The sequence below is a fragment of the Pseudomonas sp. GW822-FHT02E03 genome (assembly GCF_058802325.1).
Genome location: NZ_JBXAOA010000003.1, coordinates 232,823 through 254,664, shown reverse-complemented (window position 1 = coordinate 254,664; position 21,842 = coordinate 232,823). Strand labels below are relative to the sequence as shown.

The 21,842-nt window shown below is 58.2% G+C and carries 21 protein-coding genes; 5 read left to right on the top strand and 16 right to left on the bottom strand.

Going from position 1 to position 21,842, the window contains the following annotated elements:
• Positions 1-84: 84 nt before the first annotated feature.
• From nhaB to AC1RQB_RS04235, 3 genes are all read right to left on the bottom strand, one after another.
• Positions 85-1,587 (bottom strand): sodium/proton antiporter NhaB, encoded by a 1,503-nt coding sequence (nhaB, locus tag AC1RQB_RS04245; RefSeq protein WP_063343550.1) that lies wholly within the window; start codon positions 1,585-1,587, stop codon positions 85-87.
• Positions 1,588-1,664: 77 nt separating this feature from the next.
• The gene (locus AC1RQB_RS04240; protein WP_063343551.1) at positions 1,665-2,954 is read right to left on the bottom strand and encodes an NHL repeat-containing protein; all 1,290 of its coding nucleotides are present in this window, start codon (positions 2,952-2,954) and stop codon (positions 1,665-1,667) included.
• 282 nt (positions 2,955-3,236) lie between these two features.
• Entirely contained in the window at positions 3,237-3,500 is a 264-nt protein-coding gene (locus tag AC1RQB_RS04235; protein ID WP_008069259.1) for a hypothetical protein, read from the bottom strand.
• 342 nt (positions 3,501-3,842) lie between these two features.
• Between AC1RQB_RS04235 and AC1RQB_RS04230 the strand changes: the two genes are divergently transcribed.
• Positions 3,843-5,168, top strand: coding sequence for a sigma-54 dependent transcriptional regulator (locus tag AC1RQB_RS04230; RefSeq protein ID WP_063343552.1), 1,326 nt, complete (start codon positions 3,843-3,845; stop codon positions 5,166-5,168).
• A gap of 126 nt (positions 5,169-5,294) precedes the next feature.
• Here the strand turns inward: AC1RQB_RS04230 and fapF are convergent, their stop codons facing one another.
• The 9 genes from fapF to AC1RQB_RS04185 all read right to left on the bottom strand — a co-directional run bounded on the left by fapF (position 5,295) and on the right by AC1RQB_RS04185 (position 13,920).
• Positions 5,295-6,575, bottom strand: a complete 1,281-nt coding sequence (gene fapF / locus AC1RQB_RS04225) for a fibril amyloid transporter FapF (protein ID WP_063343553.1) — start codon at positions 6,573-6,575, stop codon at positions 5,295-5,297.
• Positions 6,576-6,621: 46 nt separating this feature from the next.
• Positions 6,622-7,359: a fibril amyloid subunit FapE gene (gene fapE, locus AC1RQB_RS04220; RefSeq protein ID WP_008069262.1), complete on the bottom strand. Its 738-nt coding sequence runs from the start codon at positions 7,357-7,359 to the stop codon at positions 6,622-6,624.
• A gap of 32 nt (positions 7,360-7,391) precedes the next feature.
• The gene (gene fapD, locus AC1RQB_RS04215; RefSeq protein ID WP_008069268.1) at positions 7,392-8,072 is read right to left on the bottom strand and encodes a fibril amyloid maturation endopeptidase FapD; all 681 of its coding nucleotides are present in this window, start codon (positions 8,070-8,072) and stop codon (positions 7,392-7,394) included.
• Between the two features lie 62 nt (positions 8,073-8,134).
• On the bottom strand, positions 8,135-9,424 hold the full coding sequence (gene fapC / locus AC1RQB_RS04210) for an amyloid-like fimbrin subunit FapC (protein ID WP_063343554.1): 1,290 nt from the start codon (positions 9,422-9,424) through the stop codon (positions 8,135-8,137).
• A 51-nt stretch (positions 9,425-9,475) separates the two neighbouring features.
• Entirely contained in the window at positions 9,476-10,048 is a 573-nt protein-coding gene (gene fapB / locus AC1RQB_RS04205; protein ID WP_063343555.1) for a fibril amyloid subunit FapB, read from the bottom strand.
• Between the two features lies 1 nt (position 10,049).
• Positions 10,050-10,487, bottom strand: a complete 438-nt coding sequence (gene fapA, locus AC1RQB_RS04200; protein WP_063343556.1) for a functional amyloid chaperone FapA — start codon at positions 10,485-10,487, stop codon at positions 10,050-10,052.
• 482 nt (positions 10,488-10,969) lie between these two features.
• On the bottom strand, positions 10,970-11,494 hold the full coding sequence (locus AC1RQB_RS04195) for an AAA family ATPase (protein WP_063343557.1): 525 nt from the start codon (positions 11,492-11,494) through the stop codon (positions 10,970-10,972).
• The gene (gene pnuC, locus AC1RQB_RS04190) at positions 11,491-12,054 is read right to left on the bottom strand and encodes a nicotinamide riboside transporter PnuC (protein ID WP_063343558.1); all 564 of its coding nucleotides are present in this window, start codon (positions 12,052-12,054) and stop codon (positions 11,491-11,493) included. The genes AC1RQB_RS04195 and pnuC overlap by 4 nt, the downstream gene beginning before the upstream one ends.
• Positions 12,055-12,285: 231 nt before the next feature.
• On the bottom strand, positions 12,286-13,920 hold the full coding sequence (locus AC1RQB_RS04185) for a methyl-accepting chemotaxis protein (protein ID WP_063343559.1): 1,635 nt from the start codon (positions 13,918-13,920) through the stop codon (positions 12,286-12,288).
• 292 nt (positions 13,921-14,212) lie between these two features.
• Between AC1RQB_RS04185 and AC1RQB_RS04180 the strand changes: the two genes are divergently transcribed.
• Positions 14,213-15,043, top strand: coding sequence for an undecaprenyl-diphosphate phosphatase (locus AC1RQB_RS04180; protein WP_063343560.1), 831 nt, complete (start codon positions 14,213-14,215; stop codon positions 15,041-15,043).
• The gene (locus AC1RQB_RS04175) at positions 15,040-15,471 is read left to right on the top strand and encodes a DUF1294 domain-containing protein (RefSeq protein WP_063343561.1); all 432 of its coding nucleotides are present in this window, start codon (positions 15,040-15,042) and stop codon (positions 15,469-15,471) included. Before AC1RQB_RS04180 ends, AC1RQB_RS04175 begins: the two co-directional genes overlap by 4 nt.
• 6 nt (positions 15,472-15,477) lie before the next feature.
• On the opposite strand, the gene AC1RQB_RS04170 is transcribed toward AC1RQB_RS04175, so the two are convergent.
• Positions 15,478-15,837 carry an MmcQ/YjbR family DNA-binding protein gene (locus AC1RQB_RS04170; RefSeq protein ID WP_008069285.1) on the bottom strand — a complete coding sequence of 120 codons (360 nt, stop codon included), beginning with the start codon at positions 15,835-15,837 and terminating at the stop codon, positions 15,478-15,480.
• Entirely contained in the window at positions 15,834-16,742 is a 909-nt protein-coding gene (locus AC1RQB_RS04165; protein ID WP_207267311.1) for a LysR substrate-binding domain-containing protein, read from the bottom strand. The genes AC1RQB_RS04170 and AC1RQB_RS04165 overlap by 4 nt, the downstream gene beginning before the upstream one ends.
• A 132-nt stretch (positions 16,743-16,874) precedes the next feature.
• On the opposite strand from AC1RQB_RS04165, the gene AC1RQB_RS04160 reads away from it, so the two are divergent.
• Both AC1RQB_RS04160 and AC1RQB_RS04155 read left to right on the top strand, forming a co-directional pair.
• Positions 16,875-17,486, top strand: coding sequence for an FMN-dependent NADH-azoreductase (locus tag AC1RQB_RS04160; protein WP_063343562.1), 612 nt, complete (start codon positions 16,875-16,877; stop codon positions 17,484-17,486).
• Between the two features lie 169 nt (positions 17,487-17,655).
• Positions 17,656-18,693 carry an alpha/beta hydrolase family protein gene (locus tag AC1RQB_RS04155; RefSeq protein WP_063343563.1) on the top strand — a complete coding sequence of 346 codons (1,038 nt, stop codon included), beginning with the start codon at positions 17,656-17,658 and terminating at the stop codon, positions 18,691-18,693.
• Positions 18,694-18,814: 121 nt separating this feature from the next.
• Here AC1RQB_RS04155 and AC1RQB_RS04150 read toward each other — a convergent pair whose 3' ends face one another.
• Together AC1RQB_RS04150 and AC1RQB_RS04145 are read right to left on the bottom strand one after the other, a co-directional pair.
• Positions 18,815-20,002: an MFS transporter gene (locus AC1RQB_RS04150; RefSeq protein ID WP_063343564.1), complete on the bottom strand. Its 1,188-nt coding sequence runs from the start codon at positions 20,000-20,002 to the stop codon at positions 18,815-18,817.
• A 246-nt stretch (positions 20,003-20,248) separates the two neighbouring features.
• The gene (locus AC1RQB_RS04145) at positions 20,249-21,838 is read right to left on the bottom strand and encodes an ABC-F family ATPase (protein WP_081235328.1); all 1,590 of its coding nucleotides are present in this window, start codon (positions 21,836-21,838) and stop codon (positions 20,249-20,251) included.
• Between the last annotated feature and the right edge of the window lie 4 nt (positions 21,839-21,842).

The following is a 21,842-nucleotide window of genomic DNA, read 5'->3' as shown; positions in this document are numbered from 1 at the left end:
CCCCCCCCCCCCCCCCCCCCCCCCCCCCCCCCCCCCCCCCCCCCCCCCCCCCCCCCCCCCCCCCGCTCCCACATTTGGCCGGTGTTATAGCCAGTAACTCACCGCATACCAACCCAACACGCCCATCACCACGGTATAAGGCAACGCCATCCACACCATCCGCCCGTACGACAGGCGAATCAGCGGGGCAATCGCCGAGGTCAGCAGGAACAGGAACGCCGCCTGACCATTGGGCGTCGCCACGCTCGGCAGGTTGGTGCCGGTATTGATCGCAATCGCCAGGGTTTCAAACTGTTCGCGGCTCATGTGGCCGGCGAGGAACGCCTGTTTCACTTCGGTGATGTAAATGGTCGCCACGAACACATTGTCGCTAATGGCCGATAGCAAGCCATTGGCAATAAACAACATGCCCGGCTGTTGACTTGTCGGTAGCGCCAGCACCCACTGGATCAGCGGTGTGAACAGTTGCTGATCCTGAATCACTGCCACCACTGCGAAAAACACCACCAGCAGCGCCGTGAACGGCATGGCATCCTTGAAGGCGTTGCCAAGGCGATGCTCATCGGTAATGCCCGTGAATGCGGTGATCAGCACGATCACCATCAAACCGATCAAGCCGACTTCGGCGACGTGAAACGCGAGGCCGGCAATCAGAATCAGCGCTGCCGCGCCCTGAACCATCAACGCAGCGCGCTGACGTGCAGTGCGTGCGGCGTTGTCTTCGGCGGCGTAGTTGGCCAGCACCGTACGCACGTTGTCCGGCAGCAGCGTGCCATAGCCGAACCAGCGCAGTTTCTCCAGCAGTACGCAAGTCACCAGACCCGCTGCCAATACCGGCAACGACACCGGTGCGACCTTCAAAAAGAATTCGGCGAAATGCCAACCCATTTCATGGCCGATCAACAGGTTCTGCGGCTCGCCAACCAGCGTGCACACACCGCCCAATGCGGTGCCGACCGCACCGTGCATCAGCAGGCTGCGCAGGAAGGCGCGGAACTGTTCGAGGTCGGCGTGATGGAGCGTGGGCAAGTGCCGGTCATCGCCGACTTCGCTGTCCTGACGCGGATCGCCGCCCGAGGCGACACGGTGATACACCGAATAGAAACCCACCGCCGCACTGATAATCACCGCAGTCACGGTCAACGCATCGAGAAACGCCGAAAGAAACGCGGACAGGAAACAGAACATTAACGCCAGCAGGGCCTTGGAGCGAACCCCCAACAACAAGCGCGAGAAGAGAAACAGCAGCAGGTCTTTCATGAAATAGATGCCTGCCACCATAAACATCAGCAGCAAGATCACCGGGAAGTTGTGCACCAGCTCATCATAGAGCGCCTGGGGCGTGGTCATTTTCAGCAGCAATGCTTCGACCAGTAGCAACCCGCCGGGCATCAACGGATAACACTTGAGCGCCATGGCCAGGGTGAAAATAAACTCCAGCACCAATAACCAGCCGGCCGCTACCGGACCGACCGTCCACAACACCAGAGCGTTGAGAATCAGGAAGCCGACAATGCTCGCCTTGTACCAACGAGGTGAGTGCCCGAGAAAATTATGCGCGAAGGCCTGGGCCATTGAACCAGACATCGGCTACTCCTTGTATTAAGAAGCGCGCAAGTTGCCGTAAGAACAACAGAAGATCAAGTGTGGAAAATGACGTTGGCCTAACACCGATAACGCGCGACGACCGCGCGGCAGTTTCCGTCCAGTGAATAGCCGCCTATGACAATGCAACCGTTGGCCTGAATGGCCAATGAAGTAGCAGTATGCGAACCGCGACTCAGGTGTGTGCGACACCAGCCGATGCCCTTGGCAAAACTGCGATCCAGCTGCCCACTGGGTAAATATCGGGCAAAAACGAGATCAGCTTCGACCTCGCCGACCGTCGCTCCGACTGTCAGCACTCGCCCGTCCGGCTGAACCCCGGCGGCGGTCCAGTGGCAGTCGCTGCGGCCGACTCCCAATAGCTTTGGCTGGCCACCGTTGCAATGAATATCCGGCCGGCCATTACTGTGAACTTTCAGAGACAGGCAGAGCATCGGGTCGCGACTGCTGCCAAAGCAATGCAAGTCACCGTTTTCATGCTGGACGATCTGGCAGGCCCGAGCGCTGTGCTCGCGTGCCTTGAAGGTCATGAAACCATCCATGGCGAAGCGGTCGTCCAGCCGGCCATCCGGGTGATAACGCGCCAGCAGACCTTCCTCGGGAACATTGATTGTTCCACTCACCAGGATCCGACCATCACGCTGCACCATCAAGCTGCAGAGCCAGGTGTTCATTAACAGGTGCCGGACCATGACGAAACCACGGCCGTTGAAACTATCGTCCAGCGAACCGTCGGCATTGAGTCGTATCAGCATGCCGGCGTGATCGGCCGGGTCGAAGTGATGATTGGCCAGCAGCAGGATTCGACCGTCGTCCTGCACGCAGACATCACAGGCTTCAGTGCCCGGCGTGCCGCGCGGTAACCAGGCATCGCGAGCGCCCCGGGAAAGATCACCCGGCAGGCGCACCACGCAGTATCCATTGTCGCCAAAACCCTGGACCAGGCAGCCTTGCTGATCGAACATCGCCAGGGCAGGCAGCGTACGGTGAGCATTTTCGTAATGCAGGCCGGCCACCAGAATGTGCCCGTCGGCCAACACCCGCACCTTGCCGGCCATGGCCTCGAAGCCGTGGGCGAACTGCCCGCTGATGCTGCCTTGTTTGCCGAATGCCAGATCCGCCGAACCATCTGCAAGCAGGCGGGCCAGGCCGAAGCGATGGCCGCCCGGCGTACCGACTTTTGCCGCCACCAGCAACCGGCCGACAGGGTCAATCGCAATGTCATTGGCCATGCTGGAGAGACTGCCGGAAAAATACACTTGAGTCTTGCCGGTGCCAGCGAAACTCGCATCGAGCCGTTCGGCGCCATTCACGGTTGCAGGTAAGGCAAAAGCAGTCTGGGGTGACATGCATGCATCTCCTTGCCAGTCGTCCTGATCCGGGTGCCCGGAAGGTGACTGCCTGAGCAAAACATTCAATCCCTGAATGACTCGGCGCACAACTGTTTTCATGGGCCGGAGGGGGGGCGTTTTGTGCCAGAACAGTGTCTTTTCGAACCACTGAAAAGCCTGCCAAGTAATCCGGCGGCTAGAAGTTGAAACAGGAGAGTGGTGTCGCGCAGCTGACTGTAGAAAATCGTCAACTAAGAAGAAGAGGGGAGCGGATTGCCGGAAGGCAATCCGCGAAAACACTTAGTGCGGCATGGACCATGATTGCAGTGTGTAACCTTCCTGGCTCAACTCGGCACGGGCTTCTTCCAGCACGTGTTCGAGTTGCTCTGGATCGGAATAGGCGCTGCTTGGAATTTGTTTGCAGCTGATGCGCGTGTTGGTGCGATCAATGATGGCCAGGCTTAGTTCGCTACCGTCTTGTAGAGCCCAGGCCACGCATTGAAAGGGTTGGAATGCGCGGTCGGCAATCAAAAGTGCTTCGTTGATACGGAGCGGGGCGTTCATGGGATCTTCTCTCTATATGCCCAAACAAGTGATGTGCCGTCGGTTGGGCTTACCGTTCGGCTGGTTACTTGTACTGATGTCCGCAACTGGGGTTTAGGTCACACACAATCGAAAGAAATGTTAACTTTCTTGGATTGATTCGATATTCAGGCCACTTCTGAAAGCTGAATGAAAGGTTTAACCCGTTAGGCAACTAACCAACTGACTTCTTATAACTAATAAGCAAACAACCCTATAAGCAATCGATACAAGCTCGCGTCAAAATCTTGCTAGTGTTACATCGAAGCCCGCCAAATGACTGTTTTTACTAATATTTCCTAAATTTGGCGTCAAGGAACAGTCATGATCGAAGCGCCTGCCTTACGACGTCTTTTAGTAGTGGATCCTTGCGACGACTGCCACCGCTTGTTGCCGGGTTTACGCGCCGTTGGATGGGATGTTGACAGCTGTACGCTGGAAAACGCCACTGAACGAACCTGCGATGTTGGCCTGTTGCGTTTGCAGCCCTTTCATCTGGAGCGCCCGGAAGCCGTCAAGGAATTGATCACCCGTAGTGGTACCGAGTGGATTGCAGTGCTGAATCAAGAAGTCCTGCGATTACAAAATGTCGGAGACTTCGTCTGCGAATGGTTTTTTGACTTCCATACCCTGCCGTTCGATGTCTCACGGGTTCAGGTCACCCTGGGCCGAGCGTTCGGTATGGCACGCTTGCGCGGCCAGGGCACGGTTCATATCGATCAGCCTGAACATGAACTGCTCGGCGACAGCAAACCGATTCGCGAACTGCGCAAACTGCTGAGCAAACTGGCACCCACCGAATCTCCGGTGCTGATTCGCGGCGAAAGCGGGACCGGCAAGGAGTTGGTCGCCCGCACCCTGCATCGACAATCCCAGCGTCACAGCAAACCGTTCGTGGCGATCAACTGCGGCGCGATCCCCGAACACTTGATCCAGTCCGAACTGTTTGGCCACGAGAAGGGCGCCTTTACCGGCGCTCATCAGCGCAAGGTCGGGCGGATCGAGGCGGCTAACGGCGGAACGCTGTTTCTCGATGAAATCGGTGATTTGCCCTTGGAACTGCAAGCCAATCTGCTGCGCTTCCTGCAGGAAAAACACATTGAGCGTGTAGGGGGCCACCAGCCTATTCCGGTGGATGTGCGGGTATTGGCGGCAACGCACGTCGACCTGGAAGCGGCCATCGAGAAGAAACGCTTTCGCGAAGACCTTTACTACCGCTTGAACGTTCTGCAAGTCATCACCGTGCCGCTACGCGAACGCCATGGTGATCTCTCGATGTTGGCTAATCACTTTTCCCATTTCTACAGCCATGAAACCGGTCGTCGTCCGCGCAGCTTCAGTGAAGATGCGCTGATCGCCATGGGCAAGCACGACTGGCCGGGCAATGTCCGCGAGTTAGCCAACCGGGTACGGCGCGGATTGGTTCTGGCCGAAGGACGGCAGATCGAAGCACGTGACCTGGGGTTGATCAGCCAGCAGGCCCTTGCCGCGCCGATGGGCACGCTGGAAGATTACAAGTGCCGGGCAGAGCGTCAGGCCTTGTGCGATGTACTTAACCGCCATAGCGATAATTTGAGCAACGCCGCCAAGGTGCTAGGGGTATCCAGGCCTACCTTCTACCGTTTGTTGCACAAGCATCAGATGCGTTGAGCGATCGCAGACCCGGAGCGAGGTTTGCCGGCGAAGAACGATAGCGCGGTGATTCAGTTAAACCGCCTGGCGTTCTTCGCGGGCAAGCCTCGCTCCTACAGGATCAACAAAAGTGTATGTGCGGGATCAGAAGTAGTACGGGAATTTCAGGCTGAAAGAAAAGTCCGGCGAGTCGTCGGTCAGGCCGATGGCCAGGTTGGGAACGATCGTCAGGTTATCGGTTGCGGCCAGGGTCATGCCGATGTTGAAGTTGGCCGAGTTGTAATCGCTATTGGAAATCGATTGCCAGTCGCCACCGTCCGGCTTGATCTTGCTCTTGCTGGCAAACTGATCAGTGAACGAGAACGACATACTCATCTTCTCGTTCAAGGCGAAGGCAATACCGGCGCCGATCTGCCAGGAATCGCCCAGTTTCACATCCCCGGGCACCTTGGAGTTGACCTGAGGACTGATGTCGCTGAAAGAGTCTTCCATGTTGTAGGTGTAGGACAGGCTGCCGAACAGTACGGCCGGGTCGAAGCTCTTGACCAGCGAGAGGCCCGGGGTGATCGACCAGACACCATTGCCGGTAGGCAACTCCTCGGGTACCGAGAGGTTATCGTTGTTCGGGTCATTGACCAGTTTGATGCCGTAAGGGTCTTCACCGGTCGGCGCCTTGACGCGCAACGTGAAGACCGCGTCGGGCAGATTGGCCGACTCATCCAGAAACTTGTAGGCAACGCCAACGTTCACATCGCCGATGGTCGGATCGCGGGTCACGGTTGCGTCCGACGTCACCGGGCTTGCGCCACCGGAGCCACCGGAGGAATACGTTGATTCGCGATACACCACGGGGACGTTAATGTCGAACTGCCAGCGTTGCGCCACGTTGTAGCGGGCGGTCAGGTCCAGGGTCCAGTTATCCGCCTTGATACGGTCGAGGTTGATGTTGCCAAGGAAAATCGAGTCCAGTGCCAGGAAGCCGTTGAGTACCAATGCACGGGTATCGTAGTGCGTGTACGTCAGGCCGGTTTCGAAGCTGAACTTGCCGCCACCGAAGAAGCCGCTGGCTTCGTCATACAGGTTGGAAACGCTTTGCGCAGGTTCCGAGTCGTCCTTGAGCGACTGGCCGTATGAGCTGCCCGTGGTTCCCGGCGCACCGGCGGCCACTGCCTGACCACCGCCGGGCGTTTCTGCGGGGGATTTGGTCAGGCGTTTGGGGGCAGGCGTCGCAGGTGTTTCTTCGACTTGGCGAATGCGCTGCTCGAGTACCATCAGCGCATTCTGTTGTGCTTCGTAACGCTGTTTCAACTCCATGAGTTCTTGTTTTAGTGCTTCGACCTGGGGGGCCGGTGCTGCATACAGCAGTGGGACCGGGGCCAGGCTACTCAAACAAACGATAGCTCTGAACGTCAACGATCGGTGCATGGGTTAGCCGTCCCTTCTGACTACATCGGGTGACACTGAGCGTAGATCAGAATCCTTGAGTGCGAAGACCTTTGAGCTGGTCGAGGTTGCCGTTCAGCGACCCGGTTGTCACGTTGTCACGCAGCACGACATTGAAGGATGTGAGGTTGTTGACCTGGTTACCACCGCCGAGCAAAGTCGTGTTCTGCATCAGCCCGCCTTGGGCCAGGCGTTGTTCGGTGCTGCCCTGGTTGTTGTTGGCCACGATGTTCAGTTGCACACCCGTAGCGGTCGAGGAAACGCTCAACGCGCCCGCGCCATTGGCGCCGACCAACGTCGAGCCTGCGGCCAGCGCCTGGCCCTGTTGTTCTGTTGCTGGCGCCTGGCTAGCCTTTGTGACGTTGATCTGAACGTTGTTGTAGGCACTGTTATGGTCGCCGGCAGCACGCACGACTTGAGTGACGCCTTCGGTGCTGTTGAGGCCATTGCCACCCGTGACGATGCCGGTGCCTTGCGAACTCGTGGAGCCATTACCTTTTTCATTGATCATCGACACATAGAACTGTGGCTTGATGGTCGATTGTTGAATTTGCATCGAGGACGTTGCCCCGATTACTTCACCGTTGGCATTTTGCCAGGTGCTGGTCATGACAATACCGAAACTGATGATCCGCCCCGGCATGACATAGCGGCCGCGCAGGGTCGCCAATTCCTGATCCTTCAGCTCAATGGGTTTGAACGTCTGTGCCTGGGTCGGGAGGCTGGCGGCCAGGCAAACCACGACCAGCCAGAGTGGAGTCTTCATTGAATGCTCCCGGAGCGTCGTGCTCCTTGTTATCAGAAGAAGTCGCTTTGGATGAATCCGAAATCCATCAATTCTGCGTCTCGCACCGGGGTGAAGGTGTTGATGCGGTTCTTGGCGGTCAGTGGCATCGGTGGGTCGAGCAACGCATTGGCTTTGTCGTAGCCCTGGCCGATGACGGCAAAGATGATGCCGTTCCAGCCTTTTACAAAGTCGTCGACTTTGTAGCGCTTATGACCGAGTACCGGATCTCCGATATAGACCCAGCCCTTGTGGACTCTTTGCATGACCACAAAATGTTTGTAGCCACGGATATCCAGAAGCACTACAACCGGAATTCTGATGTCGCTCAACGTTTGCGGCGCTACCCGGTAGCCACGGGCCCGCATGCCGATACTTTCCACGTAACGCTTCATGTCGAGCATGGAGAAGCCCTGAACACGGACAAGATCTTGATCGGAATGTGCCAGCATGCCTTCGATGATCTGTTCTTCATTCACGTCCAGCCAATAGGCTTGGCGCAATATGGTTGCCAGCGCAGCTGCGCCGCAACTGAAGTCGGTTTTCTGCTGCACCAGGTCGGCAAACTTACGCTCGCGTATGCTCTGGATCGGTTTGTACACCACCGCGCCACCCGGCAGGACGGAAAGCGGCATTTGTGCAGCCTCGCTCACACTGGCCACATAAAGCAAAAATGCCAAGGCGATAATGCGCATGGTGGAACGCCTTCTGGTTGTGTTGAAACAGGCCCCCGTAAGGGGGCCTCCAGAGACAGCCATTAGAACGAGTTGTTGGAAATGGCCAACGAGTTGCTTTGTTGGTTGCCCACACCAGCAGCCACGTTGACGCCCAGGTTGCCACTGCCACCATTCACCGAACCGTTCAGGGTTGCGGTGTTGGTCACAGGGTTTGCCCAGCCAGTTGGAGTCAGCACTTGATAGGAATAGGTGTTGCTCAAATCAAAAGAGCTGCTCTCGCTGTAACTTTTCGATTTGTCGTACGAAGACTCGGACTCTTTACTGCCCGATTTTTCGAACGAGGAGGCGGACGATCTCTCCCACGACTTATCGAACGATCTTTCGAACGAGGAGTCGCTCGATCTTTCACGCGATGCGTCGAAATCTGCATCGATCGATGCGTCAACCGATACGTCGACAGTCCTGGTGCGGGTGCGATCGCCATTGCCATTGTTCCAGGTAACCGTTCTGGTGGCATTCGCAGACGCATCCAAAGCAGCGCTCAAAGAAGCACTGCGGCTGGAGCTGCTGTCCGAGCTTCTGAAGCCGCTCGCATCGGAGCTTCTGGAGCCACTCGCCTCAGAGCTCCTGGAACCACTCACATCGAAGCTCGAAGAAGCGCTTTGGTTAACGCTCAAATCGGAAGACTTGTCGCGAGAGGAACTACCGCTGGCCGTTGTGGTAACGGTTATCGTATCCAGGCGGGTTGTCCGATCGGCGTTGTTATTTACGACCAGGCCAGGACCCTGTTGATCGGCAGAGGCGGTGGCTGTTGCGTTACCGAGCGGGGCATTGGTGTTGGCAATGGCCATGGTGTTTTTCTGTTGGTTGAGGTCGCCGCCAGCAATGTTGATACCCATATTGCCGCTGCCGCCATTCCCCGATCCGTTCATCACGGCAGAGGCTGTGCTGCCGAAGTTGTTGACCCTGTTGTTGTTGCTGTATTGCGTGACGTCGGCGGTGGCTTCGGCAGTGCCGAACACGAAGCTGTTATCCTGACTTGAGTTTGAGGCAGCATTGGCGATGGCGGACGCGTTGTCTTGTTGGTTGCCACTACCTGCCGCCACGTTGACGCCGACGTTGCCGCTGGCGCCTGTGGCAGAGCTGTTCATCTCGGCTTCGTTGACCGTCCCCTCGTTACGGATGCGGTTGCCGGTACTGCTCTGGTTATCCCACGCATTGGCCGTCGCATAGACAGGGATCTTTGTTGGAGGAGGGGGTTTATGACCATGGTGGTGGTCATTGTCACGCCAATCGTTCGCTTGTACAGCAACAGCCATGACCGCAGCAATTGCGAAAACCAGAGGCTTGAGTGCCATCGAAGGTTTCATGGTGATTCTCCGTACTTATTTTAGGTTAAGTGTTGTTTCTACCTGTTTGGATCAATCCGTGACCCGTACGCTCAGGGTGTTGGCCATTCGGTTTCCCACCCCGGAGCTCTGATTCAACTGGATCACCCCACGGCTACCGGTGAAGGCCTGATCGCTGGTAGCGACCTGGCGATTGCCTGGTGCAGAGTCAGTTGGATCGGAGTTGTTGATCAGCGTCACGTTCTGCTGCATGAGGACGCTGTCGTCGATACTTTGCGGCTGTGTACTGATACTTATCCGCAGGGCATTGGCTTGCTGGTTGCTGGCGCCTGCGCTCTGGTTGACGCCCAGTACACCGTTGCCGTGGCTGAAGGAGTCGCCTTGAATGCTGGATCGAGCATCGATCCTGGGGTCGACCTGCGTACGCAGCCGTTGGCGAATTTGTGTGGTAGCACTGGCGTTGTTGCCAATGGCGATGGCCCGGGCGTTGGCCTGTTGCTGCTGATCGCCCGCCGCCTGGTTGACTGAGAGGTTGCCTTGGTGCTGCATGCCCGAACCGTCGATGTCGGCGTTATTGATGACGGGTGATTGGGCAAAGGTGGATGCACTGCAAAACATGGCGATCATCAGCAGCGTACGATTCATCTCAACGGTCTCCCGTTACAACTCTCAGAGCACCCAGGCCTTGCTGGACATTTGAATTGACCATGTTGGCAATACCGTTGCCCGAGTTTCCCGAACGTCCAGCGGGGAGGTTGGAAAGCTGGGTCTGGTTGGTGATATTGCCGCCCAGGTTGTTGGTACCTTGAGTGACCAGGCGGGAGATACCGGCACCACTGGCGACGTTGGCGAAGTCGCCGTCGCTCAACTCGTTCGTTTGCCTGAGGACTTGTTTGGACGGGTTGGCATTGGCGGTCGTGGGGCTAGGGTCGGGCATCACCGGTGCACGCGTTGCCATGCGCGGTTGGACATCACGTTTGATAATGATGAGGCCGTTGTCAGCCTGTACGGGCAGGCTGACACTTGAGCCCAGTACACATCCGATCAGTAGGAGGCTAAAGATGCTGTTATCAAATGTCCCCACGGCGGCAATTCCTTCTTTGTTGTGGCTGGTCCTGGTCAGCGTTGTGAAGGAATGAGCGAAAGCTGTGCCGGTTTTTGATTATTGTTTTGATTCAGAGGGTTATCGATCAACGCTGGTGGATCGATAAAAGGGTGTTTCAGGTCTGAGACAACCGCCGGGACGGCAATATTGATAAGAGATCGCAATAGCACTGGATCCAAGCTTTGTGCAGGATGTATCAGCGCTCTAACACATCGCATGACAAGACGATGACCAGCGTTGAGACGGGTTGTTCGAGAGGGGGCGGTGTTTCAGAAGCGGACGTATTTGCAAAAATTCTGCAACAAATGCTGGAGTATTTGGCCAGTGTCCTTCAGCTCCGCGCAATCCAATGTGGGAGCGGGTTTGCCCGCGAAGGCGGTGTGTCAGGCGACATCAATATTAACTGTGCCGCCGTCTTCGCGGGCAAGCCCGCTCCCACAGGGATTTGGGTGTTGGCCGGCTCAGCGCCCGAGCAGCAGCGTGACGGCTTGCAATGCCTGAAACCGGCGTTCGGCCCAATCGCCCTGAAGCACTTGAACAGGTTGTCGATGCTGCTCCAGCCATGCTTGAGTCGCGTTGAAAAAAGCCCGGCGTGCATCCAGTTCGGGCTGACAGCGCTGACCGTCATCGGTCCAATCGACTTGTTCGGGCGACAGCAGCAAGTGCAAGTCATAGTGTCGAGCCAGCAGTGCTTGCTCGAGCCAGGCCGGGCAATCGCCAAACAGGGTCTGGCTCCAGAGCATGTTGCTCAGCAAGTGAGTGTCGAGAATCAGCAACGACGGCCCCTGGACGCGAGCGTCGTCTTCCCATTGCAACTGACCGCGAGCGATTTCAGGGATATCGGCCAGGCAGGTGTCGCGCGCCTTCTGCTCAATAAACCAGCGCACGTATTCACCCACCAGAACACCACCGAGTTGCTGTTGCAGTTCGGCGGCCAGCCAGCTCTTGCCGCTGGATTCAGGCCCGGTCAGTACCAGAACTTTCATGTGCGCAACGCCGGGTCGGTGCGCCATGTCCGCCAGCCATGCACCGCCAGTAGTGCGAACGCCCCATAAAGACCTGCAGTCAGGTACAGCTCTTTGTAGATGAACAGGCCAACAAAGATGATGTCCAGTGCGATCCACAGCGGCCAGCATTGCAGACGTTTTTGCGCCATCCATAACTGCGCCACCAGGCTGAAACCGGTCAGTGCCGCATCGAGCCAGGGCTGCGCGGCATCGGTCCAGTGGGCCATCGCGGCGCCCAGCAGCAAACTGCCGACTGCGCCGACGGCCAGTCCGAGCGCAACGGATTTGCCATCGAGCAGGCTGACATGCCGCTTGCCATGAGTTGCGGTCCCCTGGGTCCACTGCCACCAGCCGTAGATCTGCAAACCGGCGTAGATCACTTGCAGCAGCATGTCCGAATACAGCTTCACTTCGAAAAAGATCCAGCTATACAGCAGCACCATGACCAGACCGATCGGCCAGCACCAGGGGTTCTGTTTGACCGTCAACCAGACGGCAATCACGCCGAGGGCGGCAGCAAACAGTTCAAGCCCGGACATGGAGGTTCCTTGGTGTCGTAAAAATGAAGGGGGCGAATTGTACCCGGATTGTTGGGGAATGGGCTTGTTGTGGGGAAGGGGGCTTGCCAATGCCAGTCAATCAAACGCAATCCCTGTGGGAGCGGGCTTGCTCGCGAAGGCGGCGGCACAGTCAATATTGATGCTGCCTGATATACCGCTTTCGCGAGCAAGCCCGCTCCCACAAGGGATCGCGTCAGGTGAAGAAAAGAGTTACACCCGAAACTGCTTCAACAACCCGTTCAACTGCTCGCTCAATTCCTTGAGATGAACACTGGCCACGCTCGACTGCTCGGCCGCCAGTGCCGTGCTGTGGGACAAGCCTGCGGCTTGGGTCACGTTCTGATTGATGTCTTCCACCACGTGGGCCTGTTGCAAGGTCGCACTGGCAATCGAAGCGTTCAACCCATTGAGATTGCGCAAGGCCTGGCCGATGGCATTCAGGCTGGCGCCGGCCAGGCCGGCCTGCTCGATGGTCAGTTGCGAGGCACGGCTACTGTCGCCAATCACCTTGACCGCCGCTTCCGAATGGCTTTGCAGGCGTTCGATCATCGACTGGATTTCCGCCGTCGATTTTTGAGTACGCTGGGCCAACAGGCGCACTTCATCGGCGACCACCGCAAACCCGCGACCTTGCTCGCCGGCTCGGGCGGCTTCGATGGCTGCGTTGAGGGCCAGCAAGTTGGTTTGCTCGGCGATGGAGCGGATCACTTCCAGAACGCTGCCGATTTGCGTGCTTTCGGCGGCCAGCGTACGAATCACTTCAACGGCTTGATCGATGGTCGACGACAGCTTGTCGATCTGCTGCAGGCTGCCGTCGATATTGACCTGGCCCTGTTGCGCTTGAGACTCGGCATTGCGCATTTCACTGGCCGCGTGTTCGGCGTTTTTGGCCACATCCTGCACGCCGTAGGTCACTTCGTTGATCGCGGTCGCCACCAGTTCCATTTGTTGGGATTGCTGTTGGCTGCGCTGCTGGGCTTGCGCGGCATCATTGCCCAGTTCATTGGAAGATTGGCCCAGCGCACCAGCGGACACTTGCAGCTGACTGATCACCAGACGCAGTTTCGCGGTGAAGGCGTTGAAGTGCCGGGCCAGTTGCGTGACTTCGTCCTGACCGTGGGTATCGAGGCTGCGGGTCAGGTCGCTTTCACCGCTGGCAATGTTGGCCATGGCGTTCACGGTTTCCTGGAGCGGACGCACGATGCTGCGGGCAATCATGATCACCAGCAGGGCCATGATCAGCGCAATGACCAGCCCCACAAAAGAGGCCTTCCAGACTTGGGCATAAAACTCGGCCTGCATGTCATCGATGTACACGCCGGAACCGATCACCCAACCCCAGGGCTCGAACAGTTTCACGTAGGAGGTTTTTTCCACCGGCGCGCTGGCGCCCGGTTTCGGCCAGCGGTAATCGACCATGCCGGCACCCTTGGCCTTGGCGATGGCAACCATCTCGTTGAACAGCGCGAAACCGTCGGGGTCGCGGATCGTCGAGAGATTCTGACCTTCAAGTTTCGGATTGGTCGGGTGCATGACCATGACGGGCGTCAGGTCGTTGATCCAGAAATAATCGTTCTGGTCGTAGCGCAAACCGCGCACGGCGGTCAGTGCCTGTTTTTGCGCGGCATCGCGGGTGAGGGTGCCGGCAGTTTCCAGGCCGTGATAGTAGGTGAGGATCCCGCTGGCGGTCTGCACCACGTGCTGGGTCTTTTGGGCCTTGGCCTGATAGAGGTCGTCGTGAATCTGCTTGAGCATCAACACGCCCAACGTCAATAGCATCACCACGGCCACGATCAAGATGAGCCACAAGCGTCGGCTGATCGACACACTGCGCAAGCTGTTCATAACGCGGTTACTCCGGTTTCTTGTTCTTGTAATAAACGATCGCCAGCATCCAATCACACTTTGCCGATCGGGCCTATCCGACTCAGGTCCTATTACGCGGCAGCGTAAACGAGGCTTGTCTGATAGGATTTCGGCCCCGCGCAGGAAAACCTGAGCCCAAGTCTCTTTTCACGCAATTTTTACCGTTTTGCGTGGAGCTTGTGCGCGCGGGGATTCAGCTAAGGTTGATCGCAGCTAATGCATATGAATTATTAACGGAGCATGCCTGGGGGCATTGTTTCTTGGGGGATTGATGGATCTTTGGACGGCCTTTCAGGCATTGATTTTAGGCGTGGTAGAAGGGCTGACGGAGTTCTTGCCCATTTCCAGTACCGGGCACCAGATTATTGTGGCGGACTTGCTCAATTTCGGCGGCGAGCGGGCCATGGCTTTTAATATCATCATTCAGCTCGGCGCGATCCTTGCGGTGGTCTGGCAGTTTCGCCGCAAGATCTTCGACGTGGTCATTGGCTTGCCGACGCAGCCCAGCGCTCGGCGTTTTACCGCGAACCTGTTGATCGCTTTCCTGCCGGCGGTGGTGTTGGGGGTGATTTTCGCCGACTTGATTCACGAGTACCTGTTTAACCCGATTACCGTGGCTACCGCATTGGTCGTGGGCGGGGTCGTGATGTTGTGGGCCGAACGTCGTCAGCATGAAGTGCATGCTGAAAGCGTCGATGACATTACCTGGAAAGACGCTCTCAAAGTCGGCTTCGCCCAGTGCCTGGCGATGATCCCCGGGACTTCGCGTTCCGGCTCGACGATCATTGGCGGCTTGCTGTTCGGGTTGTCGCGCAAAACGGCCACCGAATTCTCGTTCTTCCTTGCCATGCCAACCATGGTCGGCGCGGCGGTGTACTCGGGTTACAAATACCGCAACCTGTTTGTGCCGGCTGATTTTCCGGTATTTGCCATTGGCTTCATCACCGCCTTCATCTTTGCGATGATCGCCGTTCGGGCCCTGCTGATATTCATTGCCAGCCACAGCTACGCGACATTCGCCTGGTATCGCATTGCATTCGGTCTGGTGATCCTGGCCACTTGGCAATTCGGCTGGGTCGACTGGACAGCGGTCAAGCCATGAACGATTCCAGTGCACGCAACAACAACCCCGGGCGCAAGTCCGGGGGCGCCATGCAGAACCTGCGGCTGAAACTGCTGGTGTTCGTTGTGCTGTGCGCAGTGCCGTTGTTTGGCTCGGTGTCGATGTGGCTGCGCGGGGTGTCGGTGATTCCCCTGGCGGCCTACGGCATCGTCAGCGTGCTGGCGTTTTTCCTGTACTGGAGCGACAAGCACAAGGCCCGCGCCGACCGTTGGCGCACGCCGGAGAACGTCTTGCACGCGGTGGAGCTGGCGGGTGGTTGGCCGGGCGCTTTGCTGGCCCAGCAAGCGTTTCGGCACAAGACCCGCAAAGTCTCGTTTCAGTTGGTGTTCTGGCTCATCGTGCTGATGCATCAAGTGTTCTGGATCGATCAGCTGTTTCTGGGCGCTAACCTGTTTGCATTGTTTTAAAGCGCTTCAAAGCAATAAGCCGACCTGCGTGCGCTTGGGCAACTTGCTCACCACCAATTGGTGGGAACGTTGCAGCAAGCCTTGCAGTTCTTCGGTGCCCAGCGGGTAGGGCGTTTCCATGATGACCCACTGGGCCCGGGCCAGATACGGTGCCGGGTGAATGCCCGGGCGGTCGCAATGGCCCAGGAACAGGTCCTTGTCGACCTTGAAAGCCAAGGACTGTCCCCGCAGGTTCTGCAAGGCAAACATCTTGTTCCCCGCAATCGAAAACACCCGCACGCCACCCCACTTGTAATCCTCCCGCGCGCCGGGCAACGCCAGGCAGTATTGCGCGACATCCTCTTCGCTCATTCGTCCCGCTTTCATAACAGTCTGTCCCCGCAAACATTGAATGATTCGATCAAATGATCGACCCAGGCGCGCACCGCCGGCATCACCCCGCGTCGATGAGGGTAGACGGCTTGCAGCCAGCCGCCCGGCAATGACCACTCGGGCAATAGTTGCACCAGCGAACCGTTTTCCAGCTCTTGCTCGCAATACATCATGGGCAGCATGGTAAAACCCTGGCCGCTGAGGGTGCAGGCTTTGCGCACGATGAAATCTTCGCAGCCCAATCGCGCCTCGAGGCTCAGGTCGTAGCTTTTGCCCTGTTGATCAAGCATGCGGATGTGCACCATGCGATCGGCCTCCAGAGCGCCGAGCACGGGCAAGTTTTTCAGGTCTTCGGGGTGATCGATTTCATGGCCGAGCAAAAATGCCGGGCTGGCAACCATCAGCATCTGGGCCTGACGCAGGCGACGAGTCACCAGCAATGGATCTTCATCACCCAGATCCCGCACTCTCAAGGCGACATCGACGCCCTCGTTGATCAAATCAACCCGACGATTGAGCAGCATGACTTCCAGTTGAACCTGGGGGAATTTCTCCAGGAAGTTACTGATTACGCCAGGCAGCATTTGGTGGGCCAACCCTACGGGGCAGGACACTCGCAAGCGCCCCCGGGGTTCGCTGGACATGCTGGCCACCGCCTCGTCGGCCATTTCGGCCTCCAGCAGCATTGCCTGACAATGGCGCAAGTAACGCTCGCCCACGGCGGTGAGGTTGAGTTGGCGGGTTGTGCGTTGCAGCAGGCGCGCGCCGAGGCGTTCTTCCAGCTCAGCAATGCGTCGCGACAATCGCGACTTGGGAATCCCCAGCAAACGCCCGGCTGCAGCAAAGCCACCGGCTTCGACCACCTTGGCGAAATAGTAGAGGTCGTTGAGGTCTTGCATCGATTGAATACTCGACTGTTCTATCAATGGGACGAACTATCGCATTATTGCCGACTAATCAGCCATTGGTTTCGTCGGTAGGATTGTCTCCATCAGATCGCCCGGTGGCGATCCTCACCTTGGAGATCCCACATGAAATTACTGCATATCGATTCGAGCATTCTGGGTGACAACTCGGCTTCCCGTCAGTTGAGCGGCGAAGTCGTCAAGACCTGGCAAGCTGCCGAGCCTGGCGTTGTGGTGACTTACCGCGACCTGGCCGACGATGCCATCAGCCATTTCTCCGCCGCCACCCTGGTTGCTGCCGGCACTGCCGCAGAGCTGCGTAATGCCGCGCAACAGCATGAAGCCGATCTGAGCGCGCAGGCCCTGGCCGAATTCATCGCCGCCGATGCCGTGGTGATTGCCGCGCCGATGTACAACTTCACCATCCCGACCCAACTCAAGGCCTGGATCGACCGCATCGCCGTGGCCGGCCAGACTTTCCGCTACACCGAAGCTGGCCCTGAAGGCCTGTGCGGCGGCAAGAAAGTCGTGATCGTTTCCACTTCCGGTGGTTTGCATGCCGGTCAGGCGACCGGTGTTGCGCACGAAGATTATCTGAAAGTGCTGTTCGGCTTCCTCGGTATCACCGACATCGAGTTCGTCCGCGCCCATGGCCTGGCCTACGGTGATGAAGTGCGCACCAAAGCCATGAGCGACGCTCAGGCGCACATCAGCGAGCAACTGTTCGCTGCTGCGTAAGGCTTGCGTAAAGTCGTAAACAGCTCGGGCAATACCCCTGAAACTCTGTATTCTGGTCATCGTGATGGCCAGGTACGGAGTTTTTTGTTTCTGGCGTGATCAGTTTCTGGCCCAGGTTATGCAACCGAGGCTTAACGTCTGCGGTCAGGTAATAAGGTGGGGGCATCCCATGGCACGTCTTTGTGCAACGCTACTGATTTGCCTGCTCGGCAGCCTGAATTCAGTGCACGCCGCGCCTGCGCCGCACCCTCACTGGAGCGTCGGCTTCCATGAGATGACGTTCCTCGATCCGCTGGACCTGCAGCCGATGCGTGCCATCGCCTTTTACCCGTCCAGTGAAAAGGAACATTCCAGCACGCTCGAGGGCTACACGGTCGAAGCGGGTGAAGACACCAAAGTCGCCATCGGACGTTTCCCGATGCTGATGCTGTCCCACGGCAACACCGGAACCCCGCTGGCCCTGCACGACCTCGCCACCTCATTGGCGCGCAAGGGCTTTGTGGTGGTGGCTGTGATCCATCCCGGCGACAACTCCAAAGACCACAGCCGCCTCGGCACCTTGAGCAACCTTTATGGTCGACCGATCCAGATTTCCGAAGCCATTACCGCGACCTTGGGCGACCGGATGCTCGCGCCTTTCGTCAATGCCGAGCAGGTCGGGGTGATTGGCTATTCGGCGGGCGGTGAGACTGCGTTGATTCTGTCTGGTGCCACGCCGGATCTGGATCGTCTGCGCCGTTATTGCCAGGAGCGCCCGGACGATCACGATGCCTGCAATACGCAAGGCGAACTGATCGTCGACCGCGATGATTTGCAGCCAGTGGCGGACCCGCGCGTGCATGCCTTGTTACTGATGGCACCGCTGAGCCTGAAGTTCGGCCGCCATACCTTGGCCGACGTGCATGTGCCGGTGCTGCTGTACAGCGGTGATGGCGACAAATTGGTGGCGTTCGACAAAAACGCCGCAGCGCTTGCGCGCAAACTGCCAACCGCACCGGACTTCAAATTGCTGGCCGGGGCAGGGCACTTCGTATTCCTGGCGCCGTGCAACGAAGAACAGGTCGCCGCCATGCCGGCGCTGTGTACCGATGCCGACGGCGTCGACCGCAAGGACATTCACCGCAACATGATTTCCGAAGCCGGACGGTTCTTCGCCCATGCCCTGGGCAAACCTACCCGCGCCGGGATGCAGACCGCCGATCAATAATGTTCCCGGAACCTTTGTGGGAGCGGGCTTGCTCGCGAAGAGGGCGTGTCAGTCGAGATAGATGTATCTGACCCACCGCATTCGCGAGCAAGCCCGCTCCCACAGAAAATATGCGGCAGGCTTAGACCATCGCTCGGCGTTTCAGCAGCAGGGTCAAACCGAGTCCGGTCACCGACAACATCGCCGCACTAAAGAAAATCCACGAATACCCCAGGTTCAACGCCACCGCGCCCATCAGCGGTCCGGCAATCGCCAGCGCCAGATCGAAAAACACCGCATAGGCACTCAAACCCGCTCCGCGACTGGAATTGGGCACTTGCTTGATCGCTTCCACCCCCAGCGCCGGATACACCAGCGACAGACCGAACCCGGTCAGCCCAGCGCCGATCAAGGCATAACCCGTCGAGGGCGCCAGCCACAGCAGGACCAGCCCCACGGTTTCAATGGTCATGCAGGCGATGGCTGAAGTGAAGCCACCGAAACGGCTGATGCTGGAGATGAACAACAACCGCGCCAGAATGAAACAGACCCCGAATACCGTCAGGCAATAAGCCGCGCCGGTCCAGCCAAGGCTGACGTAATACAGGGTAATAAAGGTAGTGAGCGTGCCGTATCCGATGGACGCCAGGCTCAGACTCGCGCCGAAGGGGGCAATTCGCCCGAACACCGCCCAGAACGGCAGGCGCTCGCCGCGAATCACCGGCACCGAAGGTTTGTTGCGGATCAACAGCAGCGCCAGCAAGGCCAGTAACGACAGCGCGATCCCGAGGCTGGCGAACCCCAGCTCAGCGACCATCACCACCCCCAGTGGCGCACCGATGGCGATGGCGCCGTACGAGGCGATCCCGTTCCAGGAAATCGAACGCGCCGTGTGCTCGGCACCGACCTGACCCATGCACCAACTGATCGTGCCGACCCCGATCAACCCTTGAGCGATCCCCAGCAACAAGCGGCCAGCGATCAGGATGATCAGGCTCAACAACGGCAAACCTTGCAGCAGGGTCGACAGCAGTGTCAGCACGCCGCTCAACGCAATCCCCGACAAGCCGTAAACAATCGCCCGTTTGGTACCGATGCTGTCCGACAGACGTCCGGCCATGGGCCGGCTGAGCAGGGTAGCCAGGTACTGAGAACCAATGGTCAGCCCCGCCACGATGGCGCTGAACCCCAACTGTTCGTGGACATACCCGGGCAACACCGCAATCGGCAGGCCGATGCAGAGGAAGGCAATAAAGGTATAGAAAACGATGGAGACGATCTGCAGGGTGATCGCCATGGAGCTTTGCGGGGGCAGTTGCTGCACTGACATGAGAGCTCTTTCGCGGGCGGCGGTAGGAGAACTGCATCATGGCGTGGGCGGGGAATAAAAGGAAGCAGGCTAACGATACAGCTAGCGATCGTTTCCACGCTCTGCGTGGGAATGCATCCCGTGACGCTCTGCGTCACCCTTCAAAGCGGGAACGCTGAGCGTCCCTGGCGGCATTCCCACGCAGAGCGTGGGAACGATCAGCCCCGTCACCAGGACAGGGCTTTTCAATTGAAGCTTGCAGCCGTCTTACATCAAAACACCCTGACTACGCAGGTAGTCGTCATAGGTGCCGCTGAAGTCGATCACGCCATCGGCGCTCAATTCGATGATGCGAGTGGCCAGGGACGATACGAACTCACGGTCGTGGCTGACGAAGATCAGCGTGCCCGGGTAGTTCTCCAGCGCCAGGTTCAGCGCCTCGATGGATTCCATGTCCAAGTGGTTGGTCGGCTCGTCCATCACCAGCACGTTCGGCTTTTGCAGGATCAGCTTGCCGAACAGCATGCGACCTTGCTCACCACCGGAGATGACCTTGACCGACTTGAGGATTTCATCGTTGGAGAACAGCATCCGGCCGAGGGTGCCGCGAACCAGTTGTTCGCCGCCCTGGGTCCACTGGCCCATCCAGTCGAACAGGTTGCAGTCGTCTTCGAAGTCGTGTGCGTGGTCCTGGGCGTAGTAGCCCAGTTCAGCGGCGTCGGTCCACTTCACGGTACCGGCATCCGGGGTCAGTTCGTTGACCAGGGTGCGCAGCAGGGTGGTTTTACCGATACCGTTCGGGCCGATGATCGCCACGCGCTCGCCGGCTTCAACCTGGAAGCTGAAGTCCTTGAACAGTGTCTTGCCATCGAAGCCTTTGGCCATGCGCTCGACGATGACCGCCTGACGGTGCAGCTTCTTGGTTTGTTCGAAACGGATGAACGGGCTCACACGGCTCGAAGGCTTGACTTCGGCCAGTTGGATCTTGTCGATCGCCTTGGCGCGGGAGGTCGCTTGCTTGGCTTTCGAGGCGTTGGCCGAGAAGCGGCTGACGAACGATTGCAGCTCGGAAATCTGCGCCTTCTTCTTGGCGTTGTCCGACAGCAGTTGCTCGCGGGACTGGGTCGCCACGGTCATGTACTCGTCGTAGTTGCCCGGGAACAGGCGCAGCTCGCCGTAGTCCAGGTCAGCCATGTGGGTGCACACGCTGTTCAGGAAGTGACGGTCGTGGGAGATGATGATCATCAGGCTGGAGCGCTGGGTCAGAATGTTTTCCAGCCAGCGGATAGTGTTGATGTCCAGGTGGTTGGTCGGTTCGTCGAGCAACAGCACTTCAGGATCGGAGAACAGTGCCTGCGCCAGCAACACGCGCAGTTTCCAGCCCGGGGACACTTCGCTCATCGGGCCAAAATGCTGCTCGATGCCGATACCCAGACCCAACAGCAATTCACCGGCGCGGGATTCGGCGGTGTAGCCGTCCATTTCGGCGAATTCGGTTTCCAGCTCGGCCACGGCCATGCCGTCTTCTTCGGTCATTTCCGGCAGCGAGTAGATGCGGTCGCGCTCGGCCTTGACCTTCCACAGCTCTTCGTGACCCATGATCACGGTGTCGATCACGGTAAATTCTTCGTAGGCGAACTGGTCCTGACGCAGTTTACCCAGACGCACGTTCGGCTCGAGCATGACCTGGCCGCCGGACGGCTCGAGGTCGTTACCGAGAATTTTCATGAAGGTCGACTTGCCGCAACCGTTGGCGCCGATCAGGCCGTAGCGGTTACCGGCGCCGAATTTGACCGAAACGTTTTCGAATAGCGGCTTGGCGCCGAACTGCATCGTGATGTTAGCTGTGGAGATCAATTAC